Genomic DNA, 20,772 nt, shown 5'->3' on the forward strand with positions numbered 1-20,772 from the left:
GGGGCCCTACCCTGAACGGGTGACCACCCTCGCCCCCGCCCGCCGCCCCGGGCTGCGCCCGACCGCCTACGTGCTGGCGGCCGTCGTCTCCGTCCAGTTCGGCGGCGCCCTCGCCGCGGTGCTCGTCCCGCTGATCGGCGCCTCCGCCACGGTGACGATGCGCCTGCTCCTCAGCGCCGTGATCATGCTGCTCGTCATCCGGCCGCGGCTGCGCGGCCGCAGCCGCGAGGCCTGGCGCGCCGGACTGCTGTTCGGGGCCGCGCTGGCCGGGATGAACTTCGCGTTCTACCAGTCCCTGGCCACGCTGCCGCTGGGGGTGGCCGTGACCGTGGAGTTCCTGGGCCCGCTCACGCTCTCGGCGGTGCTCTCCCGCCGCGCCCGGGACGTGCTCGCCGTGCTCGCGGCGCTGGCCGGGGTCGTGCTGATCTCCCAGGCGCTCACGGTGCCGTGGGCGGAGCTCGACCTCGTGGGCATCGCCTGGGCGGCGCTGGCCGGGGTGGGCTGGGCGGCCTACATCCTGGGCAGCCGCTCCGCGGGCCGGCACTTCGACCAGCTGGACGGGCTGGCCGTGGCGCTGGTCGTGGCCGCGGTGCTGGTCACCCCCGTGGGCGTCGCCACCGCCCACGCCCCGGCCCTGACCTGGGGCGTGCTCGCCGGCGGGGTGGGGATCGCCCTGCTGTCCTCGGTGGTGCCCTACTCGCTCGAGCTCCTGGCGCTGCGCTCCATCCCGCCGAAGGTCTTCGGGATCCTGCTCAGCCTGGAGCCCGCCGTCGCGGCGCTGGTGGGACTGCTGGTGCTGAGCCAGGGGCTCACCACCCTGCAGCTGCTGGGCATGGGCCTGGTCGTGGCGGCCAGCGCCGTGGTCATGGTGGGCAGCGGATCACCCGAGGCCCCCGCGGAGACCGGGCCCGTCGAGCTGGTCCGGTCGCGCGCCGAATGATCAGCCCCCTGTGCAAATGGGGGGTTCCCGTGATGGGATGGGGCCATGGAAGCCAACGAGATCATGGACCGCATCCGCTCCGCCCGCGACCACGCCCTGGAGCAGGAGCGCGAGGAACGCCAGAACATCGCCGACGCGGACACCGCGGACAAGCAGGGCGCCGCGAGCGTGCGCCTGGCCACCCGGCAGGCCGTGCGCGAGGCCTTCGACGACATCCTCGGGGAGAGCACCGATCCCGCGCAGGACGGCTGAGCCCACGCGACGGCACCTGAGCACCCCCGGAGGGCCACGATGAGCCGGGTGGCCGTGGTGGGCGCGGGCATCGTCGGCCTCGCCACCGCCCACGCCCTGCGGGCCCGCGGCGTCGACGTCACCCTCTACGAGTCCGGCCCGCCCGGCGGCGGCCAGTCCGCCGGGCAGTCCCGGATCTTCCGGCACGCCCACGACGACCCCCGGCTGGTGGCGCTGGTCGCCCGCAGCCGGGCTCTGTGGCGGGCGTGGGAGCAGGAGTTCGGGGTGGAGCTGGTCTCCCCGGACGGGGCCGTGGCCATCGGGGACGGCGTGGCGGAGAAGCTGCGCACCCTGGAGCCCTTCCCGGACATCCCCGTCCGCCGGCTCGAGCCCGCGGAGCTGCGCGAGCGGCTGCCGCTGCTGGCCGCCTGGGACGGGCCGGCCATGCTCGACGTCGAGGGCGGGGCGATCCGCACCCTGGCCGCCGTCGGCGCCCTGACGGACCGGCTGCGGGAGTCGATGCTGCGAGAGCACGTGCTCTCGGTGCGGCGCACCGGCTCCGGCCGGGTGGAGGTGCGCACCGGCACCACCTGCGAGGACCACGACCACGTGGTCCTGTGCGCGGGCCGGGGCACCGCCCCGCTGGCGCTCGGGGCCGGTCTGCGGCTGCCGGTCGCCCTGGGCGCCCACGTCCGCCTGACCTTCGCCGTGGCGGACCCGCCGGGGCCGGCCGGGCTGCCCACGTTCCAGGACGGCAGCGGCGCGTTCGGGGAGACGGGGGTCTACGCCGCACCGTACCCGGACGGCCGGCACTACTCCGTGGGCCTCAGCGCCGACACGGACGCCCGCGCGGACGGCAGCCTGGCCGACCCCGGGCAGCTCGCCGCGTTCGCCGAGCGCACGGTCGGCTACGTGCGGCGGGCCCTGCCCGGGCTCGACCCGTCCCCGGTGGACCATGTGCACTGCTGGGTCACCCGCCTGCCCTGGGGCGACGACGGAGTGGGCGTGTGGTCCGAGGACGGGCTCACGGCCCTGGCCGGGCACAACCTGTTCAAGCAGGCCCCCGCGCTCGGCGAGGCCCTGGCCGAGACCGCCCTGAGCGGAACGGTTCCCGGGGACCTGCACCACGCGCAGCGGCTGGGCCGTTCCACCGGCTGAGTTCCGGCCGGTCCTCCCGCGGTGACGGACCTGCCGTGGCGGCACCGCCCGGCGGCGGCCGCCGAACCGTGCGGCCGCGAGGAACCGTCCGGTCGTCGAGGCCCCGGCCCCCCGGGGCCGGCCCCGAGGAGGACCCGGTCCCGGAGGGCGCCGCCGACCTCACGAGACCGCGCCGGACGCCCCGGTCACCGGGTCCGGTTCAACGGGGCTCGGAGCCGGTTCGTCGCGGGCCAGGGCGACGAAGAGCTCCTCCGCCGCGGCCGAGGGCACGACACGGTTGGGGTCGTGGAGATCCGGTTGCCACGGCATCGTCGCGATGCTGATGTTCTCCCGCGGAACGCGCGCCAGCCCGGCGCCGAGCCGGGCAAGGGTCCGCAGCTCGGAAAGGTCGGCGTCGGCGCGCACCGAGGACGTCACGGCGTCCGCGAAGGAATACGCCCGGCCGGGATGCGTGACCAGCTTCCGCTCCTTGACCCGGTCCACGATCGTGTACATCACCGTCTGCTGGTTGCCCATCCGCCCGATGTCGCTGCCGTCCGGGAAACTGTCCCGCGTCCGCGCCCACGCCAGGGCCTGCTGCCCGTCGAGCACCTGCTCACCGGCCGGCAGGTCCAGCTCCGCCTTCGGGTCGACCATGGCCTCGGGCAGATCCACGGGCAGGCCGTCCAGCGCGTCGACGACGCGGGAGAAGCCCTCGAAGCGCAGCTCGAGGAAGTGGTCGAGCCGCACTCCGCTCAGCGCCTCCACCGCCGACACGAGGCACCCCGGGCCCGCGCCCAGCGCCCCGTTGATCATGCCGTAGTAGCCGGAGAACGCGTAGCCGAGGTCCTCGGTGCAGGCGGGCAGGTCCAGCACGGTGTCGCGCGGGATCTGCACCGCGTCGATCCGGGAGCGGTCCTCGCTCAGGTGGACCAGGACCATGGAGTCCGCCCGGTCCCCCATCCGCGGATCCTCGTCCCGGGCGTCCGAGCCGACGACGAGGAGGTTGACCCCTCCCCCGCCGGCCGCGGCCACGTCCTCCCGCACCAGGTCCACCGTGTCGATGTTCCCGGCCAGCCGGGCGAAGCGCACCGCCGTGGCCGAGACCGTGGCCACCACCAGCAGGACGAGCACGGCGGCGAGCGCCACGACCGGCCGCCATCTGTGCTGCGGCGCGAGGGCGACGGACTGGGAACGGGGGAAGGTCGGCATGCGGCTCCTGCGTCGTCTCGGGCATTCCGTGGGGGCGCACCACGCGGCCTCCGGATGTCAGCCCCGAACTGTAGGCCAGCCCTCTGGGCGCGGGCTGGACGCACCGGGACGGTCCCGCCGGACGGTCCCTCCGGACGGGAGCAGGGATAATGACATCGGCGTCCGAGCCGGCCGGCACGGACGAGCGCGTCCCGGACCGAGGAGAAGAGGTGGCCATGCCGAGAGTCCTGGGGAGCACGGTCGACGACCAGACGAGGTGCACCCACTACCGCACGGTGCTGGACGTCGTCGCGATCCGCTTCTGGTGCTGCCAGGAGTACTACCCCTGCCACTTCTGCCACGCGGAGAGCGCGGGGCACGCCGCGGTGCCGTGGCCGGCCGCCGAGCGCGACGCCGCCGCCGTCCTCTGCGGGGTCTGCGCCCACGAGCTGACCGTGCGCGAGTACCGGGACGCGGACGGCTGCCCGCGCTGCAGCGCGCGCTTCAACCCGGGATGCCGTCTGCACGCCTCCCTGTACTTCGAGGACTGACCCGGACCGTGCCGATCCCCCGCCCCGCCTTCTCCGCCCCCGGCCGCCCGCGCCGCCGGGGAGAGCGCTCCGTGCCCCCGGGCCCCTCCGGCCCCAATCCGGGGCTGCGGCTCACGGACGTCACCGTCACCCGGGAGGGCCGGGACATCCTCCGGGACGTGGACCTGACCCTGGACGAGCACCGGATCGCCGTGATCGGGCTCAACGGCTCCGGCAAGAGCACCCTCGTGCGCCTGCTCAACGCGCTGGTGCTGCCCACCCGCGGCACGGTGCAGGTGGGCGGGCTGACCACCGCCCGGGACGCCAAACGGATCCGGCGCCAGGTGGGGTTCGTGTTCCAGCACCCGGAGAACCAGATCGTGATGCCCCTGGTGGCCGAGGACATCGCCTTCGGCGTGCAGAACCTCGGGCTGCGCGGTGCCGAGCTCACCGACCGGGTGGAGGCGGTCCTGCAGCACCTGGACATCGCCCACCTGCGCGACCGGGAGTCCTACACGCTCTCCGGCGGGGAGAAGCAGATGGTCGCCCTGGCCGCGGTGCTGGTGATGGAGCCCTCCACCGTCGTCTTCGACGAGCCCACCACCATGCTCGACCGGCGCAACCGCCGCCGGCTCCAGGCCACGATCGACGGCCTGGACCAGCGGGCGATCGTGGTGACCCACGACCTGGACATGGTCGAGGCCTACGACCGCGTCCTCGTGGTCCACGAGGGCCGCATCGCCTTCGACGGCGACCCCGGCCGGGCGCTCGAGTTCTACTGCCGGATCAGCGACTCGTGACCGGCGCCCGCCCCGCCGGGCCCCTGGCCGCGGTCCCGGCCGGACCCAAGTTCGCGGTGCTCTTCCTCGCCAGCATCGCCCTGTACGCGGTGCCCGGGCTCCCGGCGCAGATCGGCTTCTTCGTCCTCGCGGTGGCGGCGGTGCTGCTGACCCGCACCCCGCTGCCGCGGCTGGCGCGCATGCTGGCCGGGCTGTTCCTCGTCGTGGGGATCGTCGCCGTCACCCTGGTGCTGACCACCGGCTGGGAGGCCGCCGCGGTCTCGGCCCTGCGGCTGCTCAGCCTCTGCTTCCTCGCCTACGCCGTCACCCTGAGCACCGCGTTCAGCGAGATGCTGGCCCTGTTCGAGACCCTGCTGCGCCCGGCCCGGCACCTGGGCCTGAACCCGGCCCAGATCAGCCTGGCCCTGTCCATGACGATCCGGTTCATCCCCGAGATCCGCACCCAGTACCTCGCGATCCGCGAGGCGCAGTTCGCCCGCGGCCTGCACCACCGCCCGGTCGCCGTGCTGGTGCCCCTGCTGGTGCGCACCCTGGAGTCCGCCCAGGAGATCTCCGCCGCGATCGACGCCCGGTGCTACGACTCCGCCCCGCCGGGCCCGCGCCCCGCTCCTCCCGTGTCCGACTGACCTCCCGTCCCGCCCACCCGAAGGATCCCCATGGCCGCCGAGAACCCGCAGACCACCCAGAACACCGTCCTCGTGGCGGTCTTCGCCGCCCTGATCGCCGCCCTGGGCCTGGTGCCGCCGATCACCGTGGGCATCATCCCCGTGCCCATCACCCTGCAGACCCTCGGCGTGATGCTCGCCGGCGCGCTGCTCGGCCCGGTCCGGGGCATGCTCTCCGTGGTCGTGCTGGAGGTCCTCGTGCTCGCCGGGCTGCCGCTGCTGGCCGGCGGCCGGGGCGGGCTCGGGGTGTTCCTGGGGCCGACCGGCGGCTACGTGCTCGGCTGGATCCCGGCCGCCCTGGTCATCGGCTTCCTGGTGCAGCACTGGGCGCTGCGGCAGGCCCGTCCCGCGGCCCGTTTCGCCGCCGTCCTGCTCAGCACGGTCGTGGGCGGCATCGGCGTGGTCTACGCCTTCGGGGTGCCGTGGACGGCCGTGGTCGCCGGGCTGCCGCTGTCCACGTCCCTGCTGGGCTCGCTCGTGTTCGTCCCCGGCGACCTGCTCAAGGCCGTCGTGGCCACCGCCGTGGCCCTCAACGTCCACCGCAGCTACCGCCGCCTCCTCGGCGGCGTGTCGGCCGCGGCGCGGTGAGCGCCCTCAGGTGGGGCGAGCCTCCGGCGCAGCGACTCCGCGCCGTCTCCCGACAGCCGGGACAGGCCTGCGCGGCGACCCGTGAGCAGCAGGAGCAGCGCGACGATCGGCCCCCGCGCCTCCGGACCCTCACCCACGGACCAGGCGACGTCCGTGGCCGTGAAGCGGTGACCCCCGAGCGGGAGGTCAGCGAAGACCCTCCCCCTGGCCCGGCCCCTGTGGGACCACACCCGGTCGGCCGCCACAGCGGCCGCCTCCGGGGCCACCTCGAGGTCGAGCCCCAGGGGCACGGCGATGTCCTGCCCGTGCACCAGGATGTCCACCAGGGTCTCGAGAGCGGTCAGGCCCACGTTGTGCCGGCGGGACCCCACCGTGGCCCGGAGCTGGGCCACCAGCCGCTCCGGCGGCAGCAGGGCGCGGCTACGGGCCGCCTCGCGAATCGTGCGGTTCAGTCCGCCCGGGTGCCGGAGCACGGACAGGATCGCCGCCCCGAGCCCCATCTGTTGCAGGGTGAGGTGGGCGGCCACATCCCGCACCGTCCAGCCCTCGCACAGGGACGGGTGCTTCCACTGTTCCTCCGACAGCCCGTCGAGCATCTCCGCCGTGCGGCGGCGTTGCCGATCGATCACGGCCCAGAGTTCGTCGTCGTCCATGGTGCTGCCCCCTCGTCCGGGGTCCGTGTCCGGAGACGCTGCCCGGTCCTGTGACGGGTGGAATGCACCCAGTATAGTTCGTTGATAGAACTAGATGAAGGGGTGGCATGGCGGATCGGCTGCACATCGGTGCACTCATGTTCATCGCGTACCGCTCGGCGGAGAACCGCATCATCGACGCGGTGCGCCGCGCGGGCTTCGAGGACCTTACGGTGCCGCAGGCGCGCATCCTCGCCCGCATCGGCCCGGACGGGACACGCCTGTCCGAACTGGCGGAGCAGGCACAGGTGACCAAGCAGACAGCCACGGTGCTCGTGGACCACCTGGAGCGGGCGGGTTACGTGGCGCGGACGCCCGATCCCCGCGACGGGCGAGCGCGCCTGGTGCGCATCTCCGGCCGCGGCGCCGACCTCGTGCCGATCGCGCGGGCGGAGGAGGCCAGGATCGAGGCGGAGTGGACGGCGCACCTCGGACCGGAGCAGATGACCCGGCTGCGCGACGCACTGACCGAGCTCCGGACGATCACCGACCCGTACGGGGCGCCGACGTCATAGCGGTGCCGCGGTCACGCCTCCTTGGGAATGATGATCCACAGCGCGATGTAGACCAGCTCGCCCACGCCCACGAGGCCGAAGACGATGAAGCCGAGGCGCACCAGGAACTTCGGCAGACCGAAGCGGTTCGCCAGCGCCGCGCAGACGCCGGCGAGGAGCTTGCCGTTGCGAGGACGGACCAGTGTGGTAGTCATGCCCGGATTGTACGCGCGGACCGCCGGACACGCCCGGGCCGGAACCGACCGTTCCGGGCCGGGCGGAGCGGGCGGCGGAGGCGTCAGAGGTCGACGACGCCCTTGTCGCCCTTGATGGTGTCCCCGGCGACCTTGGCCTTGACCAGGTTGGCCACCTGGGTGACCTTGCCCCCGCCGGGGGTGTCCCAGTACTCGGCGGAGCGGCCGGTGACCTCGATGAGGACGTTGTCCGGGTTCTCGGGCCCGCCCTCCAGCCACGAGCCGGTGAAGCTGTCCCACAGCTCCTTGAGCTTGTCCACGTCGTTGAGCACCAGCGCGGTCCCGGTGAGCGAGACCCAGGCGCCCTCCCCGGCGTAGGCGACGTTGACGGAGGGCCGCTGCTGGAGGTCCTGCACCTGGTCCGAGGTGCGCTCGGCGATGAAGTACACGGTGCCGTCGAAGTCCACGTCCTGCGTGGCCATCGGCTTGGAGATGAGGTTGCCGTGCTCGTCGGCGTGGGTGAGCATGGCGATGCGGGTCTTCCGGATGAGCTCGCGCACCTTGGCGGCGCCGTCGTGCTGATCGGTCATGGGGATGCCCTTCTCTCGTCGATCACCGCGGTTCCGCGGCGCGAACGGCCAGTCTACGAACCACGGGCGGATCGCACGAGGGGGCGGGCCCCGGCGGGGAGCGACGGAGTAGGTTGGGCCGGGAGACCGCGCCGACGCCCGCACCCGCCCGGAAGGACCCTCCCATGCCCCAGCTCTCCGCCGTCGCCCTCGTCTGCACCCTGACCCCGTCTCCGGCGCCGTCCAGCAGCGAGCTGATGGCGCGCCACGTGCTGGAGGCGCTCGAGCGGCACGGGGTGGCCACCTCCTCCGTGCGGGTGGTCGACCACGACGTGCGCCCGGGCGTCCAGGTGGACATGGGCGCCGGGGACGCCTGGCCCGCCCTGCGGCAGCAGGTCCTGGACGCGGACATCCTGGTGCTGGCGACCCCCATCTGGATGGGCCACCCCTGCAGCGTCGCCCAGCGGGTGATCGAGCGCCTCGACGCCGACCTCGCCGAAACCGACGAGGCCGGCCGGCCGATCATGTACGACAAGACCGCGATCGTGGCCGTGGTCGGCAACGAGGACGGCGCGCACAAGACGATCGCGGACATGGCTCAGGCCCTCAGCGACGTCGGCTTCACCGTCCCGGCCCAGGCCGGGACGTACTGGGTGGGCGAGGCCATGCACACCGTGGACTACCAGGACCTGGACGAGGTGCCGGAGAAGGTGGCGGCCACCACGGCTGGGGCCGCCCGCAACGCCGCCCACCTCGCGCGCCTGCTGCGCGCCGAGCCCTACCCGGCGGACGACGGCGGCAGCGGCCGCTCCGGCCGGTAGCCGCCCGGCCTCAGCCGCCGGCGGGCCCGGCCGCCGCACCCCGTGCCAGCAGGCCGCACACGGCATCGACCCACTCGTCCGTCACGGGCCGGCGCAGCATCACGACCCGGTGCAGCGCCGCGCCCACCAGGGCGTCCGCCACCTCGGCGGCGGTGACCCCCGGCCCCCACTCCCCGCGGTCCCGGGCCCGGCGGACCAGGGCGTCCAGCGGCTGCTCCGTGGCGGCCAGCCGCCGGGCGACGACCGCCTCCACCTCGTGGGAGACCCCGTCCGCCAGGGCCACGAGCAGCAGGGCCCGGCCGCCGGGGGTGGCCAGGTGCCGCGCCAGCGGCCCGAGCACGGAGGCCAGGTCGGTGCGCAGCCGGCCCGTGTCCGCCGGCGCCCCGAGGGCGTCCAGCTGGTGCTCCAGGGCTGCGACGACGAGCGACCCGCGGTCCGGCCAGCGCCGGTACACGGAGGTCCGGTGGACGCCCGCCCGCCGCGCGACCCGGTCGACGCTCAGCGCGTGCGGTCCCGACACGGCCAGCTCCTCGAGCGTGGCGGCCAGCACCACGCCGTCGATGGGCACGGCGGGCCGTCCCACCCGGCCGGGAGACCGTGCCGGGCGGGGCTCGGGGGTGGAGCCGGTGGCGGACATGCCCTCATTGTCGCCCGCCGCGGCCGCCTACGGGTGCCGGCCGCACCGGGAGCTCGCACCGGGAGCCCGCACCGGCGGCCCCGGGCCCCTGGGCGAGGCACCTCCCTTAATGCAACAATATGTTGCATTAAGGGAGGTGCCCATGGACGTGCTCATCGTCGCCGTCGACACCCGCGGTGGTGTCCAGCCCTACACCGCGCTCGCCGCGGGCCTGCGGGCCCGGGGCCACCCCACCGTCGTCGCGGCGCCCGAGGATCTCACCTGGCTCCCGGAGCAGCACGGCGTCCCGGCCGTCGCCCTGCCCGGGAGCATGCAGGAGGCCGCCGCGCGCCTGCCGTCCAGTGAGGGGATGCGCGGTCTGGTGCCGCGCGGGATGCAGGATGAGGTGAGCCGCCAGGCCGCCGTGCGGACCGCCGCGCTCCTGGAGGCCGCCCCGGAGGCCGGCGTGGTCCTGGCGGGCATCGGGGGTGCCCCCATCGCCCGCGCGGTCGCCGACCGGATCGGGGCACGGTTCCTCCCGGCGCACCTGCATCCGCTGGGCCCGGCCACGGGCGCGTTCCCCGGGGTCCTGGCCCCGCACGTGCCCCGGTGGTCGGGGCGGGCCGGCAACCGCCTGGCCCACCGGATCACCGCCCTGGCGGCGGCCGCCCCCACGCGTCCGGCGGAGCGTGCCGCCCGGACGGCCGCGGGACTCGCGGAGCGCCCCGCCGCCCGGCCGGAGACGGGCGCCCTGTACGGCATCAGCCCGCAGGTGCTCCCCCAGCCCTCCGACTGGCCGCCCGGTCACGTACTGACCGGCTACTGGTTCCTCGACGACCCGGGGGCCGCCCTCGACCCCGAGCTCGAGGCGTTCCTGGCCGACGGGCCGCCCCCGGTGGTGGTCGGCTTCGGGAGCATGTCCAGCACCGACGCCCGCCGGGCGTCGCGGACGGTCACCGCCGCCCTGCGCGCCACGGGCTCCCGCGGCGTGCTGCTGACCGGATGGGGCGGACTCGCCGGCGACGACCCCGGCCCGGGGTTCCTGGTGCGCACCGCCGTCCCGCACGACCTCCTGCTGCCGCGGGCGGCGGCCGTGGTGCACCATGCGGGGGCCGGGACCACGGCGGCGGGACTGCGCGCGGGCATCCCCCAGGTCACGATTCCCTACGGGGTCGACCAGCCGTTCTGGGCGGCACGGGTCCACGAGCTCGGGGCCGGCACCGCCCCCATCCCCCGGAGGCGGCTGACGACCGAGCGCCTGGTCGAGGCGCTCGAACGGTGCCTGCGGGACGGGTCGCTGCGGGAGCGGGCGCGGCAGCTGGGCGCCGCGATCCGCGCGGAGGACGGCGTGGGCACGGCCGTGACCCGCCTGGAGACCTGGGCCGCGCTCGACCCGCGGCGGTGATCAGCCCCCGGGCGCGGGCGGGACCACGCTGCGCCGCGGATCGCGGCCCGGCACCAGGCGGGGGACCAGCCGGACGAGGACCACCATCCCCACCAGCTCCACCAGGGTCTGGGTGACGACGACGAACGGTGTCAGCGCCAGCCGCTCCGGCAGCGCCAGGGCCAGGGGGAGCACCACGAGGGAGTTGCGGGTGACCCCGCCGAACACCAGGGCCCGGGAGGCCGCCACGTCCAGGCCCGCGACCCGGGCGGCCAGGACTCCGAGCGGGACCATGGCCACGAGGAAGCCGACGTAGAGGGGCACCACGGTCACGAGGTCGGCCAGCTGCTCCCCCACCCCGCGCACCTGCGAGGCGATCACGGTGAACAGGGTCAGCGCCATCAGCGGCATCATCGCCGCGGCCGTGGCCGTTACGACCCGGCGTGCCGCGGCGGAGCGCGGCACCGCCCGCTGCAGCGCCGCGGCCGCCGCGAGGGGCAGGACGATGAGCAGCACGAACGCCTCCACGAAGGGCCCCAGCTCCACCAGGGCGACCGCCTCGGGACCGGCGAGGACCAGCAGCCAGGCGGGCAGCAGGAGCATCTGGCCCAGCATCAGCAGCGGGGCGGCGGCCAGCAGCCGGTCGGCGGCACCGCCGGCGAGACCGGTGAAGACGATGACGTAGTCCACGCAGGGAGCCAGCAGCACCAGCAGCACCCCGATCAGCACGGCCTCGTGGTCGGCGACCGCCCGGGAGAGGACGAGCACCACGATCGGCACGACGGCGAAGTTCACCACCAGCACGGCCGCCAGGAACCGCAGGTCGGCGAAGGCCCGGCCGATCGCGGCGAACGGGACGGCCAGGAACGTGGCGAAGAGCAGCAGCCCCAGCACCGGGGTGACGGCCGGGGCGAGCGCGGGCGCGCCGGGCACCGCCCAGCCGACGAGGAAGGCGGCGGCGATGGCCACCAGGTAGACGGCCACCTGGTGGCGTTCGGCCCACGGGGCGGGTGCTGTGCAGCTCACCCCTCCCAGCCTAGGTGTCCGCGTCCGGGGGTGTCGGCGGCCGTCGGCGGCCGGGGACCGGCACCGCCCGGCCGCGGGGTCGCGGGCGTCGTTCAGTGCGCGGGCGTCGTTCAGTGCGCGGGGGTCTCCGCGGCGGGACCGGCCGGCGCGTCGCGGACCGGGGCGGTGCTGCGGCGCACGACGACGCGGGTGGGCAGTCTCTGCGCCGGGTCGGGGTCCTCCCCGCGCAGCAGCGCCAGCAGCAGGCGCGCGGTCTGCAGCCCCTGGTCCCGGACCGGCTGGCGGACGGTGGTGAGGTCGACCAGCTCCGCGAGAGGGTGGTCGTCGATGCCGATGACGGAGATGTCCTCGGGCACCCGCAGCCCGGCGCGGCGGATGGTGCGCATCGCCCCCAGGGCCATCTCGTCGGAGTGGGCCAGCACGGCGGTGGGCAGCTCGCGGACGCTGAGCAGCTTCTCCATGGCCTCGGCGGCGGGCACCCCGCCCCAGTCGGTGGTCACGACGAGCTCCTCGTCGACCGGGACACCGGCGTGGGCCATGGCCGCGTAGAAGCCCCGCGTGCGCCCCCGGTGGACCGGCTGATCGGCGCGGTCGGGGTCGACGGCGGTGATCATGGCGATCCGGCGGTGGCCCAGGCGCAGCAGGTGGTCGGTGGCCTGCCGCACGGCGGCGGCGTCGTCGATGGAGACGTAGGGATAGGTCGCGTCCTGGCCGCCGGCGGCGACGATCGTGACGCCCATGAGCTCCAGGCGGCGCCGTTCGTGGTCCGTGACCGGGACCGCGACCACCACGACCGCGTCGACCTTCCGGCGGGCGGGCAGGCGCTCGAAGAACGCGTGGCGGCCCTCGGGGTCCCCGACGTGGTAGAGCAGCACGTCGTGACCGGCCTCCCGCAGGACCTCCTCGAGGCCGCCGACCATCTCCCCGAAGTACCAGCGGTCCAGATGGGGCACGACCAGGGCCACGCTGCGGGTGGCTCCGGTCGCCAGGCGCGAGGCCTCCGGAGAGGCGACGTACTCCAGGCGGCGGGCGACCTCGGTGACACGCTCCCTGGTGGCCGCGGCCACGCCGTAGGCGCTGTTGAGCGCCCGTGAGGCGGTGGCCAGGGAGACGCCGGCCTCACGGGCCACGTCCGCCAGGCCGACGGTTCTCGAGGAGTTCATGGCCTCAGTGTAGATCCTTCGGAAGCGCTTACTAAACAGTTCCCTACCATGACGGTCGGCGACACCCCTACGCGCCATGGCTCCGCACAGAAGGCTGAAACAAGGGGGTTGACACCATCCAAGTATGAGCTGGATCATGTTCGGAAGCGCTTCCGAAACGGTGGGGCGCGACACCCTTCCGGAGGAGGAAGTTCCATGACCGATCACCTGGTCACCCAGGACCCTGCCCGTCTGGCGCGCACCAGGCTGCGTGCGCTGGGAGCGGGTGCGGCCGCGCTGTTCGCCCTGGCGGCCTGCGCCCCTCCCGGCGCCGGCTCCGCCCCGGCGGCCTCCGAGGCGGCCCCCACGGAGGTCTCCACCGACCTGGGCGACGAGCCCGTCGAGCTGACCCTCTACGACGGCGCCGGGCTCAAGGCCAAGGACGAGGCGCTGATCCGGGCCTTCACCGAGAGGCACCCCAACGTGACCATCACCGGCCGCTACGACCCCGACGACGTGCAGGCCCAGAACGCCCCGCGCGTGCTGGCCTCGGACGACCCGCCGGACATCGCCCGGGTGATCGCCCTGTCCGACGTGGCCGAGGACGGGCTGCTGACCGACCTCGACGCCTACGCCGACGCCTACGGCTGGGACGAGCTCCCGGAGGGTCAGCTGGCCCAGTACCGGGTGAACGAGGACGGGGTGCGCGGCGAGGGCTCCCAGTACACGCTGGCCGACGGCTTCACCGTCACCGGCTTCTACTACAACAAGGACCTGGCCGAGAAGGTCGGGATGAGCGCACCTCCGCGGACCATGGAGGAGCTCGAGGGTCTGCTGGCCGAGGCCGAGGACGCCGGCATCGTCCCGATCATGGCCGGCAACCAGACCGGCCAGGTCATGACCAGCACGCAGATGATGCTCAACTACGCCCTGGGAGCCGAGTCGCTCAACGAGTGGGTCTTCCACGCCCCCGGGGCCACGATCGACACCCCCGAGGCGGCCGAGGCCCTGGCCAGGATCCGGGACTGGGCCGAGGCCGGGTACTACCCGGAAGACACCAACGGCACCGACGCCACCGGGGCCCTGGGTCGCTTCGCCGCCGGCGAGGCCCTGTTCTACCCCTCCGGCAACTGGGACGCCGCCGCCCTGGACGAGCAGATGGGCGACAACGTCGGGTTCTTCCTGCCGCCGGCCCCCGACGGGCAGGAACCGGCGACGATGTCGGACCCGGCCTCGAACTTCGCCATCCCGGCCGGCTCCGACGCCAAGGACGCCGCCGCCGCGTTCCTGGACTTCCTGCGCTCCGAGGAGGCCCGCCAGGTCGTCGTCGACGCCGGGTTCGCGCCCTCGGGCGAGGGCGAGGTCCCGGCCACCGAGCAGGGCTCCGTCACGGCCCAGATCCAGGAGGCCTTCGCGCAGCTGGTGGAGGCCGACGGGCAGGTGCAGTTCGTGCAGAACGCCACCAACGGGCTGACCACCACCTGGAACTCCGAGGCCCAGCGCCTCGTCGACGGGGCCACCACCCCGGAGGACATGCTGGACGCGGTCCAGACCAAGTACGAGGACGAGCTGGGCCGATGAGCACCCTCGACGGTTCCGGCGGCCCCCTGCAGGGCCTGACCCGGCCCACCCCCGCCCCGGCGGCGCCGGCCGGGCAGGAGCAGGTCCCCGCACAGGCGCCCCGCCCCCGGCGGCGGAGGAAGAACTGGGGCGGATGGCTGTTCGCGGCCCCCGCGGCCCTGATGTACGCGGTGTTCGTGCTGCGTCCTCTGGCCGCCTCGATCCAGTACTCCTTCTACGACTGGGACGGCATCACCGTGGCCACCTTCGTGGGCCTGGAGAACTACGTGCGGGTCTTCACCGACCCGCAGCTGCTGTCCTCGATCTGGCACGCGTTCTTCCTGATCATCTTCTTCACCGTCGTCCCGGTCACGGTGGCGCTGCTGGTGGCCGGGCTGATCCGGGAGCTGCGCAGCAAGGGCCTGGGCCGGCTGGCCCAGACCCTGCTGTTCATCCCCTACGTCATCCCGGCCGCCGCCGCGGCCATCGCCTGGAGCTGGATGTACGCCACCACCGGCGCGGTGAACCAGCTGCTGTCGGTCGTGGGGCTCGAGTCCGTGACCCGCGCCTGGTTCGGGGACCCGGCCTGGGCGCTGCCGGCGGTGGGGCTGATCGGGACCTGGATCAACCTCGGGTTCTGCACCATCCTGCTGATGTCCGGCATCGGCAAGATCGACGTCTCCCTCTACGAGGCCGCCAAGCTGGACGGCGCCGGGTTCTTCCAGACCTTCCGGGCGATCACCCTGCCCGGGCTGCGCCAGGAGATCGGGGTGTGCGTGACCATCACCGTCATCGCCGCCCTGGCCAGCTTCGACATCGTGTTCATGGCCACCCAGGGCGGGCCCGGGTACTCCACCATGGTGCCCGGTGTGCAGGTGTACCGGCTCGGCTTCACCGAGTCCCGCATCGGCCTCGCCTCCGCCCTGGCCCTGGTGCTCAGCGCGCTCGTGCTGGCCGTGATCCTGCCCCTCCAACGACTGTTCCGGGAGAAGTGACCATGCGTACCCCCACGAGCACCCGGATCCCCGGGGTCGCGCTGCTGCTGCTGGCGATGGCCTTCTCGATCTTCCCGCTGCTGAGCATGCTCTGCACCGCCCTGCAGCCCCAGGGCTCCGTGCCGCTGGGCCTGAGCTGGCCCAGCGACCCGCAGTGGCACAACTTCGTCGACGCCTGGAACGTCGCCGACATCACCACCCTCGCCGGCTCCAGCTTCCTGCTCGTGCTCGGCGTGGTGCCCCTCGGGGTGCTGCTGGCCACCATGGCCGGCTACGCCCTGGGCCAGCTGCGCGTCCCCGGCGGGTCGGTCCTCTTCGTGCTGCTGCTGCTGGGACTGACCCTGCCCTTCGAGGTCACCATCGTCCCGCTGTACTACCAGATCCAGGAGATGGGCCTGCTCAACACCCGCCTGGGGCTGATCCTGCCGCTGATCGGGCTGAACATGCCCTTCGCCGTGTTCTGGATGCGCGCCCACTTCCTCAACGCACCCGCCGAGCTCTCCGAGGCCGCCAGCATGGACGGGGCCGGCGCCTGGCAGTCCTTCCGCGCCGTCCACCTGCCCCTGGCGCTGCCTTCCATCGCCTCCCTGGGGCTGCTGATGTTCATCTCCACCTGGAACCAGTTCCTGCTGGCCATCGTGCTGATGGACGACCCGGCCAAACGCACCATGGCCGGTGCCCTGCAGAACTTCGTCGGCCAGTACTCCACCGACGTGGTCCTGCTCAACGCCGGGTCCCTGCTGATCATGGCCCCGATGATCCTGGTGTTCCTCTTCTTCCAGCGCCACATCGTCAAGGCCATGCTCGCCGGCTCGGTCAAGGGCTGAGCCCACGCCGCGGACCGCCGGCGACCACCGCCACCGGCCTGCGCCCGCGCCTGCCCACCGCTGCTCTTCCACCTTCTTCCACGGACGGAGTCCTCATGCCCTCTTCCCCCACCCCGCTCCCGGCCGCCCCCGATCCGCACTGGTGGCGGACGGCGGTCGTCTACCAGGTCTATCCCCGGTCCTTCGCCGACTCCGACGGCGACGGTCTCGGGGACCTGGGCGGGCTGCTCTCCCGCCTGCCGTACCTCGCCGAGCTGGGGGTGGACGCGATCTGGCTCAGCCCCTTCTACCCCTCCCCGCTGGCCGACGGCGGCTACGACATCAGCGACTACCGCGACGTCGACCCACGGCTGGGCACCCTCGACGACTTCGACCGGGTGGTGGCCGGCGCCCACGCGCTGGGGATCAGGATCATCGTCGACATCGTCCCCAACCACACCTCCGACCAGCACCCCTGGTTCCAGGAGGCCCTCGCCGCACCGGCGGGCTCCCCCGCCCGCGAGCGCTACATCTTCCGGGACGGCACCGGCGACGACGGCGCCTGTCCGCCGGCGAACTGGGTCTCGCACTTCGGCGGGCCCGCCTGGGAGCGGGTGGACGACGGCCAGTGGTACTGCCACCTGTTCGCCAAGGAGCAGCCGGACCTGAACTGGGACCACCCCGAGGTGCGCCAGTACTTCAAGGACACCCTGCGGTTCTGGGCCGACCGCGGGGTGGACGGGTTCCGCATCGACGTGGCGCACTCCCTGGCGAAGGACCTCTCCCACCCGCTGCGCGACCAGCCCACCCTGGACCGCATGCTCCCGCTGGACGGCACCGACCCGCTCTACGACCGGGAGGAGGTGCACACGATCTACCAGGAGTGGCGCCAGGTCTTCGACGAGTACGACCCCCCGCGGATGGCGGTGGCCGAGACCTGGCACCCGGCCAACGAGCGGACCTGGCTCTACGCCCGCCCGACGGAGCTCGGGCAGGTCTTCGACTTCTCCCTGCTGAAGTCCCGCTGGGACCGGGACCAGTTCGTGGCCGTGATCGACCAGGCCTTCGCCGGCCACACGGGGGCGGGCGGCGGCCTCACCTGGGTGCTGTCCAACCACGACGTCCCCCGCCACGCCTCGCGGCTGGCCCTGCCGGAGGACACCGACCCGGACGCGTGGCTGCTCGCCGACGGCCGCCACCCGGTGCTCGACCCCCGGCTGGGCCTGGACCGGGCGCGGGCGGCCACCCTGATGATGCTGGCCCTGCCCGGCTCGCCCTACCTGTACCAGGGCGAGGAGCTCGGTCTGCCCGAGGTGCCCGACATCCCCCACGAGCGCCTGCAGGACCCCGTCTGGCACCGCACCGGCCACACGCTCAAGGGCCGCGACGGCGCCCGCGTCCCCCTGCCCTGGACCCGCACCGGCGGCTCCTTCGGCTTCGGCGAGGCCGGCGCGTGGCTGCCCCAGCCGGAGCACTTCGGGGAGCTGTCGGTCGAGGCCCAGGACGGGGTGGACGGCTCGACCCTCGAGCTGTACCGGCGTGCCCTGCAGATCCGCCGGGCCCACCCCGGGCTGGCCACCACCGACTTCGCCTGGGCCGAGGCCCCGTCCGGGTGCCTGGCCTACGACCGCGGCGCCGGGTTCCGCTGCCTGGTCAACCTCTCCGGCACCGAGGTCCCGCTGCCGGCCGGCGCTCAGGTGCTGCTGGCCAGCAGCCCGCTCGGCGACGGGCACCTGCCGCCCGACCGCACCGTGTGGCTGGCCGTCGGAGCCGATGCCCGGATCGGGGACCTGTGACCTGGCCTACTCGTCGGCGGGGTGGGAGACTGGAGCCGTGCCGGTCGCCCCTCCTCGGGAGACCCGGGACGGAGCACCCGGCATCCACCCGCCTGTCCCCCCAGCATGGGAAGTCCGATGAACTCCTCCGGCCACCACCACCACTCCACCGGGCCCGGCGACAGTGACGGCACCGACGCCACGTCCGCGGCCACCGACCCCACGTTCTACCGCTCCCCGGCCCAGGCCATCGCGGCCCCGCGGGAGACACTGGCCTATGTGGTCGCCTTCGACCGCACCGCGCAGCGCCCCGACGCGCTGACCGTCGTCGACCTCGACCCGGACTCCGACTCCTACGGCACCGTGGTCGGCTGGGAGGACATGCCCGGCACCGGGGACGAGCTGCACCACTTCGGGTGGAACGCCTGCAGCAGCGCCTTTATGCACGAGGGCCACGACATGACCGGCCTGTCCCGGCGGTACCTGCTGCTGCCCGGGCTGCGGTCCTCCAACGTGCACGTCGCCGACACCCACCCCGATCCGCGGAACCCGCGGGTGGTCAAGACGATCACCGCCGAGGAGCTGGCCGAGAAGGCCGGCTACTCCCGCCCGCACACCCTGCACTGCGGCCCGGACGGGGTGTACCTCTCCTGCCTGGGCACCGCGTCCGGGGACGGCGGACCCGGCGGCATCGCGGTGCTCGACCACAGCACCTTCGACGTGCTCGGCAAGTGGGAGACCGACCGCGGCCCCCAGCACCTGGCCTACGACGCGTGGTGGCACCTGAGGCACAACGCCCTCGTCACCAGCGAGTGGGGCACCCCGGCCATGGTGGAGCACGGCATCGTCGGCGAGCAGCTGCTGAACCAGGAGTACGGCCACGCCCTGCACTTCTGGGACCTCGCCGCCGGCAAGCACCTGCAGCGGGTGGAGCTGGGGGCAGAGCACCAGATGGCCCTCGAGCTGCGCCCGGCCCACGACCCGGAGGCGACCTGGGGGCTGGTGGACGCGGTGATCTCCACCGAGGACCTCTCGGCCTCGATCTTCCACTGGCACCGCACCGAGGCCGGGGACTGGACCGCGGAGAAGGTCATCTCCATCCCGGCCGAACCGCTCGAGGCGGAGAAGCTGCCGGAGTTCCTGCGCCCGTTCGGCGCGGTGCCGCCGCTGGTCACCGACATCTCGCTGTCCGTGGACGACCGGTGGCTCTACGTCTCCTGCTGGGGCACCGGGGAGCTGAAGCAGTACGACGTCTCCGACCCGGCCCACCCGCGCGAGACCGGATCGGTGCGCCTGGGCGGGATCGGGGACCGCGCCGCCCACCCCTCCGCCCCGGACACCTGGCTCGGCGGCGGCCCGCAGATGGTCGAGACCAGCCGCGACGGCACCCGGATATACGTGACCAACTCCCTCTACGGGGCCTGGGACGACCAGCTCTACCCCCACGGGATCGGGGCCTGGATGGCCAAGATCGACGCCGACACCGACACCGGCGGCCTGACCATCGACGAGGACTTCTTCCTCGACCAGGAAGACTTCCGCGGCCTGCGCGTCCACCAGATCCGGCTGCAGGGCGGGGACGCCTCCTCCGACTCCTACTGCTACCGCACCTGACCCGCCCGACACCGCAACAGCACCGCAACAGCACACGGGGCGACGCCGGGCACCCGCTCGACGAGATGCGCTGCAGCGCGGCGCCCGGCGGCGTGCCGGCCGGTGCGGCGGAGACGACCGGCCCGCTCCGGGTCGCGCAGTCCGCCGACCACGGTGCGGCCGTTCGCCAGGGTCACCGGTCTGCCGCTGCTGACGCCGCCGGGCCCGCGGGCCCCGCCCCGGGTGCGCGTCCTCCCCGGCTGCCGGGTGTCCGACGCCTCCGGGCGCCGAGCACCCCGGCCGCCGCCACGGCGGCCCCGGCCAGCATGGCCGCCGTGCCCGGCACCGGCTGCTGGGGCAGCACCCGCACCGCGACCCCGGCCAACCCCCAGGTCACGGCCGCGGCATAGGCCAGGGAGACCGGCCGCCACCACGCCAGCGCGGCGCCGGTGGCGCCCGCGGCGGCCAGCGCCGCCGTGGCCCAGGCCGCAGCACCCGGCCACGGGGCGCTGATCCCGGAGGCGATCAGGGCCTCGCCGCCGCCGGCCAACGTCGCCACCGTGATCCAGCCGCTGAACAGGCCCAGCGGGACCCGCACCAGCCACCGGTCGCGCGCCGAGGCGGCCTCGGCCGGATCCGCCGGCGCCGCCCGGGTGTAGGCCACCACGGCAGCGGCGGCCGTCACCGCGATCAGGGGCAGCTCCAGGGCCGGGAGGTCCTGGGTCCACACCCACAGCCCGGACAGACCCACCCCGCACGCCGTGGCCCACCCGGTGCGGCGCAGCACCGGGTCCCGGCGCCGGGCCGGGAGCGCCTGGTGGACGGCGTGGCCGAAGAGCCCGGCGTAGATGGGCGTCCAGATCACGAAGGCGTAGTTCGCCGGCACCACCGGGCTGGGGCCGGCGGCCGCGTCCCCGTAGTCCCCGGAGACCCCGGCGACGAACCCCCCGCCCACCGCCGCGGCCACGGTGACCTGGCGCAGCACATCACGATCGACCATGGCTGACCCGCTCTCCTCGTGCC

Annotated in this window: 23 protein-coding genes; 15 read left to right on the forward strand and 8 right to left on the reverse strand. The window is 74.2% G+C overall.

The window, feature by feature from the left end; translation table 11 throughout:
- Positions 1-19 precede the first annotated feature (19 nt).
- Genes AYX06_RS09080 through AYX06_RS09090 form a run of 3 tightly spaced genes read left to right on the forward strand, consistent with a single transcriptional unit; the run spans position 20 to position 2,329 of the window.
- Positions 20-940, forward strand: a complete 921-nt coding sequence (locus AYX06_RS09080; protein WP_062735501.1) for an EamA family transporter — start codon at positions 20-22, stop codon at positions 938-940.
- A 45-nt stretch (positions 941-985) separates the two neighbouring features.
- Entirely contained in the window at positions 986-1,192 is a 207-nt protein-coding gene (locus tag AYX06_RS09085; RefSeq protein WP_047802618.1) for a hypothetical protein, read from the forward strand.
- A gap of 39 nt (positions 1,193-1,231) precedes the next feature.
- Positions 1,232-2,329, forward strand: a complete 1,098-nt coding sequence (locus AYX06_RS09090) for an NAD(P)/FAD-dependent oxidoreductase (RefSeq protein ID WP_084271535.1) — start codon at positions 1,232-1,234, stop codon at positions 2,327-2,329.
- A gap of 159 nt (positions 2,330-2,488) precedes the next feature.
- Here AYX06_RS09090 and AYX06_RS09095 read toward each other — a convergent pair whose 3' ends face one another.
- A complete protein-coding gene (locus tag AYX06_RS09095; RefSeq protein WP_062735502.1) occupies positions 2,489-3,520 on the reverse strand; it encodes an LCP family protein in 1,032 nt (343 codons plus the stop codon).
- A gap of 215 nt (positions 3,521-3,735) precedes the next feature.
- Here AYX06_RS09095 and AYX06_RS09100 point away from each other — a divergent pair, with 215 nt between their 5' ends.
- Genes AYX06_RS09100 through AYX06_RS09115 form a run of 4 tightly spaced genes read left to right on the forward strand, consistent with a single transcriptional unit; the run spans position 3,736 to position 6,082 of the window.
- Positions 3,736-4,050 carry a CHY zinc finger protein gene (locus tag AYX06_RS09100; protein WP_062736967.1) on the forward strand — a complete coding sequence of 105 codons (315 nt, stop codon included), beginning with the start codon at positions 3,736-3,738 and terminating at the stop codon, positions 4,048-4,050.
- 8 nt (positions 4,051-4,058) lie between these two features.
- Positions 4,059-4,829 (forward strand): energy-coupling factor ABC transporter ATP-binding protein, encoded by a 771-nt coding sequence (locus tag AYX06_RS09105; RefSeq protein ID WP_232319273.1) that lies wholly within the window; start codon positions 4,059-4,061, stop codon positions 4,827-4,829.
- Positions 4,826-5,455 (forward strand): energy-coupling factor transporter transmembrane component T family protein, encoded by a 630-nt coding sequence (locus AYX06_RS09110; protein ID WP_062735503.1) that lies wholly within the window; start codon positions 4,826-4,828, stop codon positions 5,453-5,455. The genes AYX06_RS09105 and AYX06_RS09110 overlap by 4 nt, the downstream gene beginning before the upstream one ends.
- 30 nt (positions 5,456-5,485) lie before the next feature.
- Complete coding sequence (locus tag AYX06_RS09115; protein WP_062735504.1) at positions 5,486-6,082, forward strand: biotin transporter BioY; 597 nt, start codon at positions 5,486-5,488, stop codon at positions 6,080-6,082.
- Here the strand turns inward: AYX06_RS09115 and AYX06_RS09120 are convergent.
- Positions 6,040-6,735, reverse strand: coding sequence for a maleylpyruvate isomerase family mycothiol-dependent enzyme (locus AYX06_RS09120; protein WP_062735505.1), 696 nt, complete (start codon positions 6,733-6,735; stop codon positions 6,040-6,042). The two genes, AYX06_RS09115 and AYX06_RS09120, sit on opposite strands and share 43 nt — an antisense overlap.
- 107 nt (positions 6,736-6,842) lie before the next feature.
- Between AYX06_RS09120 and AYX06_RS09125 the strand changes: the two genes are divergently transcribed.
- The gene (locus AYX06_RS09125; RefSeq protein WP_062735506.1) at positions 6,843-7,289 is read left to right on the forward strand and encodes a MarR family winged helix-turn-helix transcriptional regulator; all 447 of its coding nucleotides are present in this window, start codon (positions 6,843-6,845) and stop codon (positions 7,287-7,289) included.
- 11 nt (positions 7,290-7,300) lie between these two features.
- Here AYX06_RS09125 and AYX06_RS09130 read toward each other — a convergent pair whose 3' ends face one another.
- Together AYX06_RS09130 and AYX06_RS09135 are read right to left on the reverse strand one after the other, a co-directional pair.
- Positions 7,301-7,483, reverse strand: a complete 183-nt coding sequence (locus tag AYX06_RS09130) for a PspC domain-containing protein (RefSeq protein ID WP_062735507.1) — start codon at positions 7,481-7,483, stop codon at positions 7,301-7,303.
- Between the two features lie 83 nt (positions 7,484-7,566).
- The gene (locus AYX06_RS09135) at positions 7,567-8,052 is read right to left on the reverse strand and encodes a pyridoxamine 5'-phosphate oxidase family protein (RefSeq protein ID WP_062735508.1); all 486 of its coding nucleotides are present in this window, start codon (positions 8,050-8,052) and stop codon (positions 7,567-7,569) included.
- Positions 8,053-8,216: 164 nt separating this feature from the next.
- On the opposite strand from AYX06_RS09135, the gene AYX06_RS09140 reads away from it, so the two are divergent.
- Complete coding sequence (locus AYX06_RS09140) at positions 8,217-8,852, forward strand: flavodoxin family protein (RefSeq protein ID WP_062735509.1); 636 nt, start codon at positions 8,217-8,219, stop codon at positions 8,850-8,852.
- Positions 8,853-8,862: 10 nt separating this feature from the next.
- Here the strand turns inward: AYX06_RS09140 and AYX06_RS09145 are convergent, their stop codons facing one another.
- On the reverse strand, positions 8,863-9,489 hold the full coding sequence (locus tag AYX06_RS09145) for a TetR/AcrR family transcriptional regulator (protein WP_062735510.1): 627 nt from the start codon (positions 9,487-9,489) through the stop codon (positions 8,863-8,865).
- Between the two features lie 142 nt (positions 9,490-9,631).
- On the opposite strand from AYX06_RS09145, the gene AYX06_RS09150 reads away from it, so the two are divergent.
- Positions 9,632-10,873 carry a glycosyltransferase gene (locus AYX06_RS09150; RefSeq protein ID WP_062735511.1) on the forward strand — a complete coding sequence of 414 codons (1,242 nt, stop codon included), beginning with the start codon at positions 9,632-9,634 and terminating at the stop codon, positions 10,871-10,873.
- On the opposite strand, the gene AYX06_RS09155 is transcribed toward AYX06_RS09150, so the two are convergent.
- Complete coding sequence (locus AYX06_RS09155; RefSeq protein WP_186815682.1) at positions 10,874-11,878, reverse strand: arsenic resistance protein; 1,005 nt, start codon at positions 11,876-11,878, stop codon at positions 10,874-10,876. It abuts the gene before it with no gap.
- 110 nt (positions 11,879-11,988) lie between these two features.
- On the reverse strand, positions 11,989-13,041 hold the full coding sequence (locus AYX06_RS09160; protein WP_062735513.1) for a LacI family DNA-binding transcriptional regulator: 1,053 nt from the start codon (positions 13,039-13,041) through the stop codon (positions 11,989-11,991).
- Positions 13,042-13,236: 195 nt separating this feature from the next.
- Here AYX06_RS09160 and AYX06_RS09165 point away from each other — a divergent pair, with 195 nt between their 5' ends.
- From AYX06_RS09165 to AYX06_RS09185, 5 genes are all read left to right on the forward strand, one after another.
- Positions 13,237-14,601: an ABC transporter substrate-binding protein gene (locus AYX06_RS09165; protein WP_062735514.1), complete on the forward strand. Its 1,365-nt coding sequence runs from the start codon at positions 13,237-13,239 to the stop codon at positions 14,599-14,601.
- A complete protein-coding gene (locus AYX06_RS09170) occupies positions 14,598-15,575 on the forward strand; it encodes a carbohydrate ABC transporter permease (RefSeq protein WP_084271539.1) in 978 nt (325 codons plus the stop codon). The genes AYX06_RS09165 and AYX06_RS09170 overlap by 4 nt, the downstream gene beginning before the upstream one ends.
- A 2-nt stretch (positions 15,576-15,577) precedes the next feature.
- Entirely contained in the window at positions 15,578-16,402 is an 825-nt protein-coding gene (locus tag AYX06_RS09175; protein WP_062735515.1) for a carbohydrate ABC transporter permease, read from the forward strand.
- A gap of 95 nt (positions 16,403-16,497) precedes the next feature.
- On the forward strand, positions 16,498-18,177 hold the full coding sequence (locus AYX06_RS09180) for a glycoside hydrolase family 13 protein (RefSeq protein WP_062735516.1): 1,680 nt from the start codon (positions 16,498-16,500) through the stop codon (positions 18,175-18,177).
- A gap of 117 nt (positions 18,178-18,294) precedes the next feature.
- Positions 18,295-19,770 carry a selenium-binding protein SBP56-related protein gene (locus AYX06_RS09185; protein WP_084271540.1) on the forward strand — a complete coding sequence of 492 codons (1,476 nt, stop codon included), beginning with the start codon at positions 18,295-18,297 and terminating at the stop codon, positions 19,768-19,770.
- A 172-nt stretch (positions 19,771-19,942) separates the two neighbouring features.
- Here AYX06_RS09185 and AYX06_RS09190 read toward each other — a convergent pair whose 3' ends face one another.
- Entirely contained in the window at positions 19,943-20,749 is an 807-nt protein-coding gene (locus AYX06_RS09190; protein ID WP_147017790.1) for a hypothetical protein, read from the reverse strand.
- Positions 20,750-20,772: the final 23 nt, after the last annotated feature.

The organism is Kocuria turfanensis (assembly GCF_001580365.1).
GTDB lineage: Bacteria > Actinomycetota > Actinomycetes > Actinomycetales > Micrococcaceae > Kocuria > Kocuria turfanensis.